We start from the raw sequence: 17,379 nt of genomic DNA on the forward strand, positions 1-17,379 counted from the left end.
TGATGAGAAAACTCCCTTTTTCTCATAACGTAGATATAGCTTCTCTAAAACCAGAATGGTGACCTCAAAAGGATCTTGGGCATCGTTGCCAGCGTTAGCGTCACTATTCCCCTACCCTGACCAACATGCCACGATCCTTACATATATTGAAGGTGTGGTAAAACCAGGAAACCATGACAACGAGGAAGAAGGCATTGAGGCCTGTGGCCCACATGAGATGCATCCCTGGAAACTCGTCATTAAGCAAGACCTGTCGCATCCCTTCGAATACATGAGATGGCGGAATGATCCATGCAATGTGTTGAAGAAGTTCCGGCAACACTTCCATTGGATAAAACACACAGGAGATAGGTTGAAAGAGGAACACCATACCCCAGGCTAATACTTCGGCTTGCTGCCCAAAACGCATAATAATCGATGTCGTAAGAACGCCAATGATCCATCCGGAAAGGAGTAAGTTGAAAATAAACGGTACCAAGGCAAATCCTATAAGGAAAATATCATAGGAATACACGAACAAGGCAAAAAGCATCATCAACGATCCAACGGCTGTCACTTTGAGAATACTCATGACCATCGTCGCAACCAGATACTCACCAACCGTGAGTGGACTGGCAAAGAGATTCATAAGATTTCTGGCCCACATTTCCTCAAGGAAGGATAAGGCGATACCTTGTTGTGCGCGAAACAGCACATCCCACAAGATCAGTGCACCAAGAAAGAATGTCACGGCACCATGAAGTTCGTTGCCCTGCTTCGCCAAATAGATGGTAATAAATCCCCACACGACTAAGTCTAAAAATGGCCAATAGAAAATTTCCAACAGGCGCGCGACACTTCGCTGGTATAAATACAAGTGACGGGAAAGCAAGCCGCCAATACGGCCAACGTTCATTGAGATTCCCTACCTTCCCTGGCCAGCTTTAAAAATACGTCCTCAAGATCTTTCTGCCCAAATCGTGACACAATGTCTTGAGCGGTTCCTTCGGCAACAATCTTTCCCCGTTGTAAAAAAATAATGCGGTCAGACATTTCTTCCATTTCCCGCATATTGTGCGAGGTATAGAGAATACTTAAGTTTTCTGAACGACGGTATTCTTTGAGAAAGGCTTTAATTTTGTGGGTAATATCAGGATCAAGGCTGGCAGTCGGTTCATCTAATAAGAGAAGCTTGGGTTCGGTCAATATGGCTTTGGCCAATGTCAGCCTGGACATTTGGCCAGATGACAACTTACGAGTAAGCTTGTCTTGAATCTCTTGCATATCGAGTTGCTTGATAATGGCATCAATTTTTTGAGGAATGTCCTTCAATCCATAGAGCCTCGCAATCACCTTGAGATTTTCTTCGACCGTGAGTGAAAACGGCATGGAGATGTACGTTGAAGAAAAATTCACGTCGCGCAAAATGGATTCACGATGGGTGGTGAGATCCTTTCCAAAAATACGAATTGAACCGGACGTGGGAGTAATCAATCCTAAGAGCATATGAATGGTCGTCGTTTTCCCAGCTCCATTTGGGCCGAGCACTCCTAAAATTTCTCCTGCTTGAATGTCAAAGGAAATATTGTCCACGGCACAAAAATCACCAAATCGCTTCGTGAGATTGCGCACTTCAACCACAGGGTCAGACATGATCATGGTGTGTGAGATTAAAAGAGAAAATCACCGATCTTATCGGGAAGATGACAGGTTTCGCACTTCTTACTCAGAACTCGACCTTGATGCGTGGTGGTATTGTCGTGACAACGAATACAATCGGCCATCGATGACTTCCAAAGTTTCGAATCTTTTGGCAAATCTGGTTCATGAGGTTGGTCGTCTAGGTCGACATGTCCACGAGGAATCACCATATCATAGCCTTTGATTGGCATTCCGTGAACAACTCTCGCATGACATGTGGTACAGCCTTCACCTTGCCCACGTTGCTCGAAGGCTTCCATATGTTGCCGATGACTCATGATAAGACCGACATCCTTGACACGTTCAGGTAAATCACGCGTCGCGATCTCAGAAACACGCAGAATCGCACGATGACAACTGAGGCAAACTGATGAATAGACCGTGGATTCCAAGTTATGCGGCTCGGTAGGCGTTCCAAAGAACGTAATGACCACATCTTCTATTCCAGCGAGCACTTTATCTTCAAGAAATCCGCGAACGCCAGGTCGAACATGACATGCGACACACGTGACCTCTTTATGCGTCGAAGTCGTCCATGTCTCATAGGCCGGCTTAATGGTATGACAACTGGCACAAAAGGTGGGAGCATTTGTGAGCGGAATAGCCACGGCACTCCCTAGAATAATCACACCCACAAGGGCCGCGATGATGCCAAGGGCTTTGCCGGTAGAAGTCATGTATATGAACGATGTGGGAAGTGCTTAATGACGATTTCAGCTAACCGTTTAACATCATCTCGATCAATGCACGGCACAGGCGTATTCGCAATGGGTTTCATCGAAACAATCGCGAGTAATCCATCTGGCGACACTGGGACTTCGTCTAAGGCTTCTCGAACCACAACGATTTTGGGATAGCCCTCTCCCTTCCAGCCCTCTGCAATAATCAGATCAATTTCTGCGTTGACGAAACGGTCACGAACCTCTTCCACTTTCATTTCTTCCGGAACATCCGCAAACATCGCCATACTGCCCTTGGAGAGGACAATAACCGTACTCGCTCCCGCGCGCTTATGACGCCAACTATCTTTACCCTCGGTATCAAGTTCAAATCCGTGACCGGCATGCTTGATGGTGGAGACATGATACCCCGCTTGAGTCAATTCAGGAATCAATCGTTCAATTAAGGTAGTCTTGCCACTGTTGGACCGTCCAACAAAACTCAGGATGGGTGGAGCCATACGTCACGACGCTTTCATAAAATGATTAATCAATCCATATCGCTTGATTGTTAAAAGTTCCGACCTAATAATTGAACAGAGACCATATCACCTGGATTTAAATGTTCAACATCCTCGGGGACATCGATGAGACCATTGGCCTTTACCATCGAAGTCAGAATGCCAGAACCTTGTCCCCCGGTAGTTCGAACAGTCAGCACGCCATCTTCGTGCTGAAGAATTCCTCGTAGAAAATGCCGGCGGTCTGTATGTTTAGAAAATGTTTCCTGAAAGACCGCTTTGACGACAGGGCGCTGGAAGGAACGATGACCTCCCATTTTCAAAATCGCAAGCCGAACCAGTTGGTCGAATGTCACCATCGAGGAAACGGGGTTTCCAGGTAATCCAAACGCGAGACTTCGTTGAATTTTCCCGAAGGCCACCGGTTGTCCTGGACGAATTGCTAATTTCCAGAAATTCATCTCAGCGCCTAATTCTTCAAATACCGGCTTCGTAAAATCATAATCGCCCATCGAAACTCCACCGGACAATACGAGAATGTCACAAGTAAGGCCCTGATAAATTTTCTCTTTTAAAGAATCAGGATGATCGTTCGCAATCCCTAAAAGAAGAGGAATACCCCCAGCTTCTTGTACCCCTGCCGCAATACCATAACTGTTGGAATTCACGATTTTGCTTTCGTCAAATCGTTCATCAAGATCAGCAAGCTCATCACCCGTTGATAAGATGGCCACTCGCGGGCGTTGGGACACTGAGACAAATGATTTGGCCAGAATCGCCAGCATGCCGATTTCGCCCGGGCGCAATAACGTCCCTTTGGCGATAATGCAATCACCTTGCTTCACATCTTCACCTTGTGGTCGGATATGCACACCTTGACCATCTTCAGGTTTCATAATACGAACATGATCGTCACCTAACGGTTCCGTGAACTCCACACGGACGACTGTATCAGCTCCCGCGGGCATGGGTGCACCAGTCATGATGCGGATGGCTTCTCCTCGGCCCACGGTTTTTTGCGGCATATTTCCGGCTGGAACATCTTCAATAATTTTCAGCTCCGGAATTTTAGTAATCGCAAAGTCCTGCTTAATGTCTTCCCATCGGACAGCGAATCCGTCCATTGCAGAATTATTCCAGGGCGGATTGTCACGAGGCGCAATAATATCCTCACCGAGAACACGTCCCATCGCTTCCAACAACCCGACTTTTTCGCATCCAAGGGAAGCTGCGGAATCCAGAACGATTTGCTGTGCTTTTTCGAGGGATGTCAATCCATTCATGGTCAGTGCCAAACTACCTTTCTAAGGTTCTCATTTCGTCAACGTCGTGATAGTTACTTTTTCTTCACGAACGGGGCTGGACGAGCTGTTGGTTGCACCAGCGTACCCTTTTTTTTGCAGAAATCATCAACTTTATTCGCAATATTATGAATGGCCTCAGCCGTGGGGAGATCTGAATGAAAGAGTGCATAGGGTTCACCACGATCGCTTTGCGTGACAAGTTCAGGGTCTAATGGGACTCGCCCTAAAAATGGGACGCCCATATCATGGGCAGAAGCCTCTCCTCCACCTTTTCGAAACACTTCAATATGTTCATGACAATGGGGACAATCCAGACCACTCATGTTTTCTACAATTCCAACAATAGGAATTTCACTGTCTCTTGCAAACGTGACAGATTTTCGCGCATCAAGCAACGCGACTTCCTGAGGTGTCGACACAATCACGCACCCACTCACATCCCCGATTAAGTCAATCGTCGTGACCGACTCATTGCCGGTTCCGGGAGGCAAATCAATGAGCAAAAAGTTGAGGTCTTGCCATTCCACTCCACCCAGCAATTGATTGATGAATTCATATTTGTAAGCATCACGCCAAATAATGGGGTCGTCAGAGTTCTGAAGTAAAAATGACATGGAGGCGATTTTTAAATTATAGACTTGATGAGGAATAATGCCTCCGCCGGAACTGATCTTCAGCTTCTCCCCTTCAGCGCCAACCATCTTGGGAATGTTAGGTCCGTGAATATCCATGTCACAAATACCGACTTCATAGCCTTTGAGCGCCAAGCTGATGGCAAGATTGGTGGTCATCGTGCTTTTCCCCACCCCACCTTTGTTACTCATGACTAAAATTTTGTAATCAATGCGCTCCATTCGCTTGGCGACCAGCCAACGACTATGTCCTTCTTTATCTTTTTGGCACGTCTCCGTTTCATCACAGATCGCACAAGCCCACATATACGTGCATACGTCTCCACTGTCTGCTGTCGATGGTTGAATGACCTTTAACTCGGTTGCCATGGAATGCCTCCGCTCTCTAACAAAATGAACAATGACTTATCCTGATGTATAACTATCACCAGATAGCTTCTCAATAGTGTGATCAAGTAAGGGTAACAACACCGATAGATTTTCACGGGCCCCACGCGCACTGCCGGGAAGATTGACGATCAGTGTTTCGCCTCGAATGCCAGCCGTGCCTCTTGATAACATAGCCGATCGGACCTTCTTCAAACTTTCAGCACGCATCGCCTCACCAATGCCCGGTATTTCTTTATCAAGAACATCTTTTGTGGCTTCCGGGGTCCAATCCGTTGGACGAACACCTGTCCCCCCAATAGTTAACACGATATCCATATGTTCAGTATCACAAAGTTCTTGCAGTGAATCGTGAATCAATTGACGTTCATCAGAAATAATGCGGTAATGACTGACAGCAAAATTCTGCTCTTTCAGTACCCGCTCAAGTTCTTCACGTCCGGTGTCATCTTGACGCCCTTCAACGATTTTACTACTAATGACTAAAACAGCGACACGTACCAATCAGAGACGCTCCCCAACAACGCGAGGTTAACGAGGGCCTGCTCCGGGAACGTTGACATAATCATCATCGGTCCCCCCGCCCCCTCCAGCAGCTTGTGTAGCCGGTTTCATGCGTGCAGGGGTCATCGCTGTTGACGAAGATGGTGTCCCCGACTCGGCATCCTCATGAGTTTTTTTCTTTCCAAATATCCGCGCACTAATAATGCCGACTTCATAAAAGAAGTACATAGGCAGAGCCATGATGCACTGATTGAATGGATCAGGCGTTGGCGTCAAAATCGCTGCAAATAAAAACGATCCTAAAAAGGCCCATTTACGATATTTTTTTAAAATTGGAGCATCAACCCACCCCAGCTTCGCCATGAGAGTCAAGACCAAGGGCACTTCGAAAATCATTCCGAAGACCATCATAAACCACAACGTAAATCCGACATAATTGGCAATTGAAATTTGAGCAATAAATCCTGCATTTAATCCATAGGAAATTAAGAAATGCAAAGCAAAGGGAAGGACAATAAAAAAAGCAAAGGCAAGACCTAAGTAAAAGGCTATCCAACTAATCGCGATGAATGGGCCGGTGAACCGACGTTCTTGGACATGAAGCCCAGGAACCACAAATTGCCATGTTTCCCAGAGAATTTGTGGGGTTGCTAACACCAGCGCGAATAAGGCGGCCACTTTAATATTTTGAAAGAGGGCTTCCGCAGGCGAAAGAAACACAAAGGGAACCTTGGGCAGATCTGATGGCACCCACTCGAGTGACCCAGGAATAAAATAATTTTGCAGCGGCACACGAATCCAATTCACCAAGGTGTCGGCATAGAAAAAAGTCACAATGAAAATGCCGGCCATGACAACAACGGTACGGGTCAATCGCCATTGGAGCTCATGAAGATGCTCCATGATCGGCATTTTTTTGTCTTCGAGCGGCTTGAAGACCTTTTCTTCAAGCCACTCGGACATTTGAGATCGCTTCTTTTCCATAATCGGGAAACTACTTGGGATTCACCGCAACGAATAAATTATTCCCGCGCCGGTTTAACAATACGACCACCAGCTCTTCTTTGGCAATTTTGGAAGCAATTTGCTCATATTCATCAATCGTCGTGACCGTTTCCCGACTGACCTCTTGAATCAGATCACCTTCCTGAATACCGGCCGCTTCGGCTTCACTCCCCGAAGCCACTTTACTCACCAAAACACCTTTGACCTCTTCTGGAATTTTCAGCTCACTTCGTTTGGCAGCGGTCAAGGCTTGAACCGAGAGGCCGGCCAGGACATTATCCGGCGGAGCCATGGAAGATGGGGCTTCAGGAGATCCCCCCTGTGCCAGCATTTGATCGGACGGTCGCTCACCTAACTCGATACTTAATGTCGTTTCTTTTCCGTCACGTAAGACGATAATTTCTTTTTTCTTGCCAACCTTCGTCCGTGCCACAACATTACGCAGATGATTCACGTCACGAATCGTTTTACCATCATATTTCAAAATGACATCCCCACGTTTCAGACCTGCTTTTGCCGAGGGACCCTTTTCATGCACTTCACTAATTAACACGCCACCTTGTTGATCTTCAGGCAATTGAAACGATTGGGCCAATGAAGGGGTCATTTCTTGAATCGCCACCCCCATCCATCCGCGTACGACTTTTCCTGTCTCGATTAAACTTTGAGCAATGTCCTTAGCGATACTCACGGCAATCGCAAATCCAACGCCTTCAGATCCCCCTGTTCGAGAAAAAATGGCGGTATTAATGCCGATGAGTTCCCCTTTCATATTGACCAATGCACCCCCAGAGTTCCCTGGGTTAATAGCGGCATCGGTTTGAATGAAATCTTCATATTCCGTAATACCTACGCTTCCGCGCCCTAACGCACTGATGATGCCAAAAGACACAGAAGACTTCAGACCAAAGGGGCTGCCTAACGCCAACACCACATCTCCTACTCTGAGGCTATCATAGGTACCCCAAGGCATGGCCGTTAAGTCACTAACATCACCAGTAATTTTAATCACGGCCAAATCTGTCTTAGGATCTGTGCCAACGGTGGTAGCAGGAAACTCACGCCCATCATGCAGGGTCACGGTAATCTTTGTCGCATCTTCCACAACGTGGTTATTGGTAATAATTAAACCCTTGGCATCAATAATCACCCCGGATCCCGCACTCATACCAGGAGGTCCCTGTGGGCCAGGAGGTCCAGGTTGCGGGCCTCCTCCGGGAGGGCCTCCGGGAGGGCCACCAAACGGTCCAGGAGGCAGCGGTCCACCTGAGCCTCCTCCATTCGTCACGGCAACATTGACGACCGTCGGTCCAATTTTTGCCACAATTTCAGAAAACCCTTCGATGAAAGCTCCTGGAACAGTGGCATGAACCGCAGATGGGAGTAACACACAGAGGATAAACCACAAGGTGATCATTCCCTTACTTTTGTTTGGCACAGAATCAACACGAGCCAAAGAGGGCTTGAAAACGTTCAGAAAGCGGCACCTTGGAAGTCTCTTCATAGTGATATTCTCCCCTGTCGATAAATGGTGGGTTTTAATAAGTTTTTTCTAAAGACAGTACGCAAATGTTGAGACACACAACGGCCACCCCGCCGAGGCATTGATAGACGTTATCCACATGAAAACTCTAGATTCTACACTAATTGTTTCATTACGTTCAAAGCCCTTTATTTATTAATATTCGCCTATGTGAGGCCCTCTCCATATAACTAATTATATATACGTATAAACTAATACTGATTATTTCACCGTGTCACCGTGCCTTCAAGCAGTAACATACAGAGCGGCAGGGTGGGGAAGCGAATATCCTGAAAGTATATTGACGTGGTAGGTCACGATGATTCCAACGGATTAAGGAGGCAATCGACGCGAGCAGACCTGCTCCGAAGCGAAGCACCCGACAACACGAACAGAAAATGAAAACCCTCGATCAACTCAATCGTTGTACGAGTAACCCCTAAGGCTGGCTTATGAGTGCTTGAGATCCTAACCCATCAAACGAATCCATAAGTATGTGTTAACAGGAAATGAGTTTGATATGATCAGAAGGTAATGGAAGGAAAGAAAAGGGCTAAGGCAGGAAAATCACTCAGATTGATCGTCTTATTCCCACGTAGGCGGATTTCATTAAACGGTAAACAAGAAAAATGATCATAATTCCCGACAGCTATTCACGATACAGACAACACTTTAACTATTCGACAATATCTAAGAGACTTCCAAGAGTATGTTCTTGAACGGCGATCGCGCTGAGATTCGCTTCAAATGACTGCCGACTGATCAGCACATTCACCAACTCCTCTCCAAGGTCAACATTGGAAAGCTCTTGCTCAATCAGACCCTGCTCGGATTCTAGGAGTGCAACAGGACCGGCAGTCTGAACAGAATCAAGGGTGACATGCACACCGCCCCCAGAAGACTCTTCGAAAGTCGTCCGCGTTTTTTTATATTCTGTCGTATTCGCATTGGCAATATTATTCGCAGCCGTCACAAGCTTGGCTTGAGCCGCTGCGAGTCCTGAAAGGGAATATGACAGGCCGACTGACATATCAATAATGTCCTTAGCAAAATTCAGTTAACCAATATCTTCACATCTCTCACTTCGTCCCATCGTCGTATACAAAAAATACTTGATGATTTTCATTAAAAAAGATAGAGAGACTTCAAGAACGTACGAGAACAAAATCGATATTCAACTCTCCCCTTGAGTAGACGTCGCTGTTGAAAATCGTTAGTGTCTGTTAACAATAGTTATTAAACAATTCCGTTTTACTCATATTACGCTATGCAGGCTTTAGTCTTTGATAAACAATTACGTGTGGAACGGGATTACCCCACGCCAGAGGTCTGTTCCGGCGAAGCCGTGATCCGTGTTCGTCGTGCCGGCATCTGTAGTACAGACCTTGAGCTTTGCAAAGGCTATATGGGGTATTCAGGAATCATTGGTCACGAATTTGTCGGGATCGTCGAAGAAGCGAATGAACGACCGGACTTACAGGGACAACGGGTTGCGGGAGAAATCAATGCCGCTTGCCATGCCTGTGCAACCTGTCATGCTGGCCGGCCCACCCATTGCCCCCACCGTACCGTACTCGGTATTAGCGGACGCGATGGAACCTTTGCCGAGTTTTTCCGTCTACCCTATGAAAACCTTTTTCCGCTATCAGAAAATTTAACCGACGACCAAGCCGTGTTTATTGAACCACTCGCCGCGGCCTGCGAAATTACTCAGCAAATCGATGTCCGTCCAAATGATCGAGTGGTGGTCATCGGTGACGGCAAGCTCGGATTGCTCTGTGTACAGGTATTAAACTTAGCAGGATGTTCCGTCACGCTGCTTGGGCATCATGAGGAAAGAAATAAATGGTTACGCGAGTGCGGAATTCATGTGACATCTCACGCTCAAGATATCACGGCAAGAGCTGACCTTATCGTAGAAGCGACAGGCACCCCCGAGGGATTTTCCCTTGCGAGTGCCCTAGTCCGCCCCAGAGGATCCATTGTCCTGAAATCGACTTACCACGGGAATCTCACATTTGACATGTCGAAAATTGTCATCGATGAAATTTCCGTGCTCGGTTCTCGTTGCGGACCGTTTGCTCCTGCTATTCGCCTGCTTGAGCAAGGTCTCATTCAAGTTGCGCCGATGATTCACGCCCACTACGCTCTCCAGGATGGACTCGCAGCGCTTGAGAAAGCCGCGTCAAAAGGGACCCTCAAAGTGAACCTGTGTATGGAATAAACGCAACGTGTTCCTACTTGAGAAAAACAATACCGACATTGGCACCCATCTAACCAATCTCATTAGCCATCTACCTCTTAGCCATTACGGCATGTCTTATTTCTCCGCCCCAAGAGGAAACGAAATAATAATCCCGCCCATCACATCACCAAGCTTGTGATCACGCTTCGCACTGAGAATATGAGTATTATGACAACTTACACAGCTCTTCGATACAGCTTTGTCTGCATAAATGGCCATAAAATAGTCTTTTTCTCCACGTTTAATGACCGCGGTGTATGGCTGACTAGGATCTTTGGTAATTGCTTCCAGTCCTTTGGTTTCAATTTCGGTGGTCGGACCATTACGCTCATATATAGGCCATAAACTCGCCAAGCGGAATTGCAACCCAAGACCCTGCTCCTGCACCGCAAGCCCCGACAACAAGAGCATTTGAGCGGGAAGAGGTAGGGCATTGCGTTTCTTCCAGCCTTCCGAGGCCATCACCGTTCCCGTGTCTTGCATCCGGGAAACGACATGTGTGGCATACAAGGTTCTATCTGCTTGGATCACCGCATGGAGGTAGTCAGCAACCACTCTGGGAGAAATACCGGCCGTTGCCTCGGCATCTTGAGCATCAGACTGTGAAACCGTACTCACGAAAATGAGCGGTAGGGCGAGAAGAACAATACGAAGCATGGATTGATGGTGTGTCATGGCTCACGCTCCTTTCATCTAGAAATAGTGAAAGATGTTGCCGACATCATAAAGTCACTTTCATCATTCAAATCCTAAACCCTGCTCCAACAGGTCGAGGCCATTCCTTTCTATTCAATCACTGTTGCAGTTCGACTGACGGAATAATTTTGGAGTCACCCAATAGTTCCATCCCGAATCGCGTATTTTCTTGAGCCTCGTTTGCATATAAACGCCCTGTAGGAGCCTCGAAATCCACTGACATCTCAGTGGTTTCTTGCGCTTTGATGGTCACAGATAATTCTTCCTGAACCATCGGATGCCAGACAACCACCTTGTAGGTGCCAGGAGGAATATTGTCTATGGAAAATGTTCCCTGTTGATCGCTGATAGCAAAATAGGGAGAATCCATCGCCACGCCCCAACTTTCCATGTAGGGATGAAACCCGCATTGCATCGCAAAAATATTTCGCCCCCTCTTCATTTTAATTTTTGGGCTGACAATGCGTCCAGCCCGATTTTTCACTTTTTTCCCAGCCATCAAATCCTGTTTTTTGAGCTTTGGACTCACCGGCAACGGAAGATTAAACAGAACGCGCGCGCCCATCTTTGACGTTTCATAGGCTTGAATATCATGCATGACGGGATCCTTGTTCACGACCTTCACTTCATGCCGATCGCGAACAACCGTGATATATGGAGCAAACTTACAATCAATGGCTTCAATGTGGGGAGGCCTATAATCAAACTTTTTACCCTTTTTGATTTTTTCAATAAAGATGACAACATTTTGAAATTGCCCTTCGGGCCCTATTTGAAATGGCTGAAGCAACCGCCACCCATTTCCATTTGAAATCCGACCGCAATAGGCAGGATCTGGAAAACTGACAAGGTTATAGCCTTTAGGGTTGGGAAGCTCACCCTGAAGCGTAATGACTCCAGACAATGTCCCTCCATTTTCTACTTGAATTTCTTCATACTTTGCCGAGGCGGACTGAATCCATAATCCCAGGAATAACACAAGTGCGAAACCAACCACTCCCAATCTCATTGACACCTCCTTACTGATAGAATCACTAAACCTCACACACTCTATCAAGAGCATATTACCAGAATTGCAGTCAAAAAAACGGGGGAGCCTTGATGGCTCCCCCGTTTCTGAAACCAGAATCAAATAAGATTCCTATAGCCGTTCCAATAAATTTCCGACATTTGAGACAATTTCTTGCGTCGTGTCAGAGTTATTTTTCGACATAAACCCTTTTGATTTCGCTATTGTCATTTCAGCGATGCTGGAATCGGTTTGATGGACTCCATCTGGTCTCCTTGAGCCGTCTTGCTTCCTGAGGCAGTACCGCTTAACGGAAGGACACTCTGATCAGCAGATGGGAGCACTCGTAGGTACCCCCATTGACCTGACTGAGAGTATGGTAACCGTCCATTGCTCCAGACATAATCGCCTGGCATAGCCCAATTCCCACCTGCAGATGGCAAGTACACATCCAAGCCTTCCGAACCAGAGAACTCGACAGTGCTAATCATATCTGCACCGGGAAGGAATGGTTCAATGGGCCATTCGTGTTTTTCAACGGTGAACATTCCGTTCTGTTCACTGCTCGCACCAAAGACATGGATGCGAACCTTATCCCCAGCATGAGCAAGAATCAGTGGAGTTGCAGGATCTTGAGGATCATCAACTTCACAGGGTTGGAACATCTTGCCTAATGTACAGCCAGCCTCTTCGCGATACAAGTAAGGTTCGGCTCGGTAATTGACGCCAGTTAATCCGGCCACATTTTGCACATACGGCATGAAGCTGGTTCCGATAATATTATCCTCATCCTGGAAATACAAAGCCACATCACGATAACTTTCCCGGCGTTCATTTCCTTGGATCGTACGATCCACAATCACATCAGCATTCCAACTGTTCTTGAGAGAAATATCCTCCCCAGTTTCTGGATGCCGGTACGTCGACCCCGTCGGTCCGATTATAATCCCGCCAAATAACCCGTTACGAGGATTCATTGACACATTGCCCCAATCCCACACCAACGACTGTCCTTCTCCATTAAATGGGTCGGCATAGTAGGTATAGATTCGAGACTTTCCAGGAGCGACGGTTTGATCCCCTGGATTATTTCCAAGATTCACCCCTTGAGAATCCTTGGGGTCAAAGGCTAGGCCGAACGCAGAGAATGAGGCCTGACCTTCTTTGAGCTTATTTGTAAGTTTGACCGTAATGCAGTCACCCACGTTGGCTCGTAGCGTTAGCGGCATCGGTTGCGAATCCCCTGACACTTTCGTAACTTCCTCCTCTAAGACATAAATTTTGGCTTCGGGGTTACGCAATTCAATCTTTCGTTCAAAGTCAACTTCAATGGCTTCCGGCGCATTTGAATTAAAACTCATGTCGGGATGATCCATTGCCACAACATTAAAGCTTTTCACCGGAGCATCTTTTGGACAAACAGGAAGCCTCTTTGGCATTCCTTCTGCGCCATACGCCTTATTAGGCAATGGTTGGAGGTCAGCCACGGGTGTATCTAACACTCGCATGATCCCCCAGGCTCCTTCCGAGAACTTTGAGCTACGACCGTTAAAGAACATATAGTCACCTGCCTGGTGGCGTGGACCACCAGCTTCAGCCAGGACTAAGTCATATCGTTCTGCAATCCCGATGTGCAGGGAATTCTTTCTGTTGGCTTCTTGCGCATAACGCTCTGACCAGAACGTATGCCCAGAAATCGTGAAAACATTACTTTCATTCATCGTCACGTCTAACATCCTGAATACCACCGCATCTCCTAAATACGCTCGAACCATAGCCGTACTTGGATCGCCATGGACCGCACTGCTAAAAATCTTTGATGAATCCGGATTGTTTGCCAATCGTTGCGCGAACGGCTCAGCCCGAAAATTCAAGGCCCCACCCGTCGTATGCGTTCCCCCGTTTAAAAACGGCATCGGAGTCATTTTAATCTTGTCATTTGGTGGCATAATAAAGGAAACGGTACGACCAGCTTCAAGCGCAACCTCGACCGGTTGGCCCGGCGGATTACCTGCCGTCACGATATTCACGGTGTGGGGAACGGTATCCATAATATGCACCATGAGTTCTCGGAAACTCCCTGCGACATCATGGCCCACACGTTCCGTCGCATGAATATCGGCCACTGGGCCTGTCCTAATTGGGTTTCCGGTTTTGGGGTCATGCCACGTCGAACCGAAAGGTTCAGCGATCATGGTGCCCACCGCACCATGCGGCCAGGTGGTCCCACCAAAGGCATGATCATGCCAGAAGACACTGCCAACGTCGGCATCTACCCAGAAGCGTTGACGGACATATTCAACCGTCACGATATCGTCAACCGGATGACTATTTTGCAGTGGCTTGGCAAAGGTTAAGGTGTCTCCAGTGATTTTGGTAATTCGTTTCACTTCTTGCCCTTTGACATTATCGGCTCCCACAAGAATCGGAATACCAACATGATATTGTTTGGCATTCGTCACCTGAAGAGTCGTATCCCCTTTCTTTGATGCCTTGGTAACCTTGGCATTCATTGGGATAGGCAAGCCCTTCTTTGTAGGTTTTTCGAATTGGGTAAAGGGCCGCATGGACTGTTCATACGAAAATCCAGAAATCACACCATCAGAGGCCTGATTGTCGAACTGAAAGAAATGGAAGTGAGTATTAATTTTAGACGATTGGAAATTCGTAATATCGTCATCTAACCATTCACTCGTGAGCGTCCAATCAATGCAGTCATAGATATTGGCTCGAACAACAAGCGGAAACTTTTTATCATTATCGGCCCTGACGGCTTCTTCTTCCTCATGGACGACATACAGCAATCCATTGGGATCGACAATCGCCGGCTCTTTTCCTTCCGCAGCCGATAATTCAATCGGCAATTTAATAAAATGCACATTATAATCTTGTGAGCCCGCACGATCCGGACACAGGCTCCAGTTTCCATTTTCACCAGCCTTAGCCGGTTCAACGGATCGTGTGCCATCATCGTTTAATCGAATCATCTCCAGCCAAGGTGCTGGATTATGGTCATTGGAAAATGGAGCACGTTTGCCAAAATGCGGCGTCAACCATGGCCAAGCCACTTTTCCCGTGGTTGGCTCAAACCAGATGGCTCGTCGTTCTCCTGGCTCATAGCCCTGCCATTCAGGTTTATATTTAGGATTTTCTCCTATTGACGGTTCTTTTTCACTCAGAGCCTTCTGGCCATCCCACACCCAATCCAAGACCGTGGCATCATAGGCCTTGAGTTGTCCGAGTTCATCATCTTTGTGTCCTGGTTTGCCTTGATTACTGAGCTGCATTTCGACCCAGTCTTTAATATTCACGACTGCAGGCTTGGCTTTCCAATTACTCTTTCCTGAGCCGACAATTTTAAATTTTGAACCAAACCAGTTCACGGTTTTCATCACCAATTCATCGGATGTCACGGGCTTGTGAATTCGATCGAGACGATCTGGCAATTCACGTAAGGGAGGCATCACATCATTTTGAACACCGGGAACCTGGAGAGTGTTATACACTCTCCAATATCCCCACATCCCAGCAACATAATGATGGGCAACGTGACAATGAAACAGGAAATCTCCTGCCAGCCATTGGCACAAGCCAGATCCACATTCGGTCTCTAAGTCCAAGGCTTCTGAGGGCCCAATGACTTCCACATCGACTCGGTCTGACTTCGTTCGAACGATAGGATATTTCACCGGACCATTCTGCCCTGTGCTCCAGACCGGCATTTGCGTGGCCCGGGGACTACGCTGCCAACGAATGGACCCACCATGGGGATGATGTGAATGAAACACTTCTGATCCACCATGCACAATTCTGAATTTTGCGGGATCGCCTAAGTAACTCCGTGGAATCGTTGGAGCAGCATCTCCAAAAGAATATGAGCTGTAGGCCATCGACTCATCTTCGAAGCCAAAATGTTCATGCTGCACATGCATGTTGTTGGTCCCGAACGGCTCGCTTCGGTAATTCAATGCCCGTGCACCAGGACGGTAGGCATCGGTCAGTGGATCGCGCTGAGGTAAAAAGTCGCCATGCTTATTCACGGGACGAAATGCCTCGTCACCCACTTCGTGATAAATCAACACAAACTCTCGAAAACTGGGGCCAGTCCCATTTTCAATCATCACTTGCCAACCACTCGTGGCTTGCGTCGCTGGTCCCGTCCCTAAGGGTTCCCAATATTTCGATCCTCGTGGTTCCACCACAAACACCCCGAACAGTCCCATGACGGTTAACTCACGATCGTTGCTAAACGTGTGAAACTGTTTGGCACCTTCTTGCGTATCGGGATGGATATACCACTCCATGTCAATCGACTTGCCGACTTCATCTTCTTCAGCATCGTCACCCGCTCCGGCCGCTATGGAATCAGGGTTTGTGGTGAGGGCGGGCTCCCCTGTTTTGCTCATCACCATGTCAGATCCATTGATGTGTAGACTCACATCCTCACCAAACTCGAGCCTGTTTCGAAGAGTGATTTTGACGCAATCCCCTTGGTTCCCTCGAATCACGAGCGGTTGAATCCATTGGTCTTGAATGCCATTCTTGACGGCACCTGGATCACTATGTCCTTCCGATTCACGTGCCTCTGCATTTTTCGCTTCTTCCTCCCGAATTTTCTCGATATTTTCCGTGAGCGCGTACATATAACCAGGATAATAGTCCAACCATTGGTTTAATGAAATTTCAGCATTGATGGCTGAGATATCATATTTTTTCACCGGTGCCGTCGACGGGCATCGTCCTCCTTTGCCGGAAACCGGCTCGACTCCAGTCGTCGATGCAAGTAATCCATTCGCTGGTCCAGCACCATACTGATGCATCATCGACATGGAATTGTAGGCACCAGAATTATGTTCGTCGTGCCCCATTTCCTTTTGCATCTGTTCCATGAGTCGTTGATGCTGAAGCTCCACTAACGCCGCACGCTCAGCTCGTCCTTCAACAGAATTCTCGACAATCGTCTGCCCTTTTAACCTTTCTGCCCAGCCCTTACTTTCCTGGCTCATCGCCACGGAATGGATGCTCGCAGATGGGTCTTCAGCCAAACCCATCGACGGAGAACCCAAGAGGAGAGCTCCTCCTAAAGCTCCGAGCAACCACTTTGCACCAAATGTTTGACCTGTACGCGTAAACATTCAACGGCCTCCTTATTAAGTGAATACAGCATGACAAATAATTGTTCGTACTATGTGATCAAAATCTTTCACGTTTCTTT

The 17,379-nt window shown here is 47.3% G+C and carries 14 protein-coding genes; 1 reads left to right on the forward strand and 13 read right to left on the reverse strand.

Annotated features, from left to right (window positions below):
* Positions 1-103: 103 nt before the first annotated feature.
* From ACWQXP_RS06405 to ACWQXP_RS06450, 10 genes are all read right to left on the reverse strand, one after another.
* Entirely contained in the window at positions 104-895 is a 792-nt protein-coding gene (locus ACWQXP_RS06405) for an ABC transporter permease (RefSeq protein WP_454062004.1), read from the reverse strand.
* The gene (locus ACWQXP_RS06410) at positions 892-1,632 is read right to left on the reverse strand and encodes an ABC transporter ATP-binding protein (protein ID WP_454062005.1); all 741 of its coding nucleotides are present in this window, start codon (positions 1,630-1,632) and stop codon (positions 892-894) included. The genes ACWQXP_RS06405 and ACWQXP_RS06410 overlap by 4 nt, the downstream gene beginning before the upstream one ends.
* Positions 1,633-1,649: 17 nt before the next feature.
* Positions 1,650-2,357 (reverse strand): cytochrome c3 family protein, encoded by a 708-nt coding sequence (locus tag ACWQXP_RS06415; protein WP_454062006.1) that lies wholly within the window; start codon positions 2,355-2,357, stop codon positions 1,650-1,652.
* Positions 2,354-2,860: a molybdopterin-guanine dinucleotide biosynthesis protein B gene (gene mobB, locus ACWQXP_RS06420; protein ID WP_454062007.1), complete on the reverse strand. Its 507-nt coding sequence runs from the start codon at positions 2,858-2,860 to the stop codon at positions 2,354-2,356. Before mobB ends, ACWQXP_RS06415 begins: the two co-directional genes overlap by 4 nt.
* 50 nt (positions 2,861-2,910) lie before the next feature.
* On the reverse strand, positions 2,911-4,143 hold the full coding sequence (locus ACWQXP_RS06425) for a molybdopterin molybdotransferase MoeA (protein WP_454062008.1): 1,233 nt from the start codon (positions 4,141-4,143) through the stop codon (positions 2,911-2,913).
* A 53-nt stretch (positions 4,144-4,196) separates the two neighbouring features.
* Positions 4,197-5,165, reverse strand: coding sequence for an Mrp/NBP35 family ATP-binding protein (locus tag ACWQXP_RS06430; protein WP_454062009.1), 969 nt, complete (start codon positions 5,163-5,165; stop codon positions 4,197-4,199).
* A gap of 36 nt (positions 5,166-5,201) precedes the next feature.
* Entirely contained in the window at positions 5,202-5,687 is a 486-nt protein-coding gene (locus tag ACWQXP_RS06435; protein WP_454062010.1) for a MogA/MoaB family molybdenum cofactor biosynthesis protein, read from the reverse strand.
* A gap of 27 nt (positions 5,688-5,714) precedes the next feature.
* Positions 5,715-6,671 carry a twin-arginine translocase subunit TatC gene (gene tatC / locus ACWQXP_RS06440; RefSeq protein ID WP_454062011.1) on the reverse strand — a complete coding sequence of 319 codons (957 nt, stop codon included), beginning with the start codon at positions 6,669-6,671 and terminating at the stop codon, positions 5,715-5,717.
* A gap of 10 nt (positions 6,672-6,681) precedes the next feature.
* Positions 6,682-8,130, reverse strand: a complete 1,449-nt coding sequence (locus ACWQXP_RS06445; RefSeq protein WP_454062012.1) for a Do family serine endopeptidase — start codon at positions 8,128-8,130, stop codon at positions 6,682-6,684.
* 760 nt (positions 8,131-8,890) lie between these two features.
* Positions 8,891-9,244, reverse strand: a complete 354-nt coding sequence (locus ACWQXP_RS06450; protein ID WP_454062013.1) for a flagellar basal body protein — start codon at positions 9,242-9,244, stop codon at positions 8,891-8,893.
* Positions 9,245-9,481: 237 nt separating this feature from the next.
* Between ACWQXP_RS06450 and ACWQXP_RS06455 the strand changes: the two genes are divergently transcribed.
* A complete protein-coding gene (locus ACWQXP_RS06455; RefSeq protein ID WP_454062014.1) occupies positions 9,482-10,438 on the forward strand; it encodes an MDR/zinc-dependent alcohol dehydrogenase-like family protein in 957 nt (318 codons plus the stop codon).
* Between the two features lie 96 nt (positions 10,439-10,534).
* Here ACWQXP_RS06455 and ACWQXP_RS06460 read toward each other — a convergent pair whose 3' ends face one another.
* The 3 genes from ACWQXP_RS06460 to ACWQXP_RS06470 all read right to left on the reverse strand — a co-directional run bounded on the left by ACWQXP_RS06460 (position 10,535) and on the right by ACWQXP_RS06470 (position 17,299).
* Positions 10,535-11,134 carry a Tll0287-like domain-containing protein gene (locus ACWQXP_RS06460; RefSeq protein WP_454062015.1) on the reverse strand — a complete coding sequence of 200 codons (600 nt, stop codon included), beginning with the start codon at positions 11,132-11,134 and terminating at the stop codon, positions 10,535-10,537.
* 118 nt (positions 11,135-11,252) lie between these two features.
* Positions 11,253-12,164 carry a carboxypeptidase regulatory-like domain-containing protein gene (locus tag ACWQXP_RS06465; RefSeq protein ID WP_454062016.1) on the reverse strand — a complete coding sequence of 304 codons (912 nt, stop codon included), beginning with the start codon at positions 12,162-12,164 and terminating at the stop codon, positions 11,253-11,255.
* A 227-nt stretch (positions 12,165-12,391) separates the two neighbouring features.
* Positions 12,392-17,299 (reverse strand): hypothetical protein, encoded by a 4,908-nt coding sequence (locus ACWQXP_RS06470; RefSeq protein ID WP_454062017.1) that lies wholly within the window; start codon positions 17,297-17,299, stop codon positions 12,392-12,394.
* Between the last annotated feature and the right edge of the window lie 80 nt (positions 17,300-17,379).

Source organism: Candidatus Nitrospira salsa (assembly GCF_965152625.1).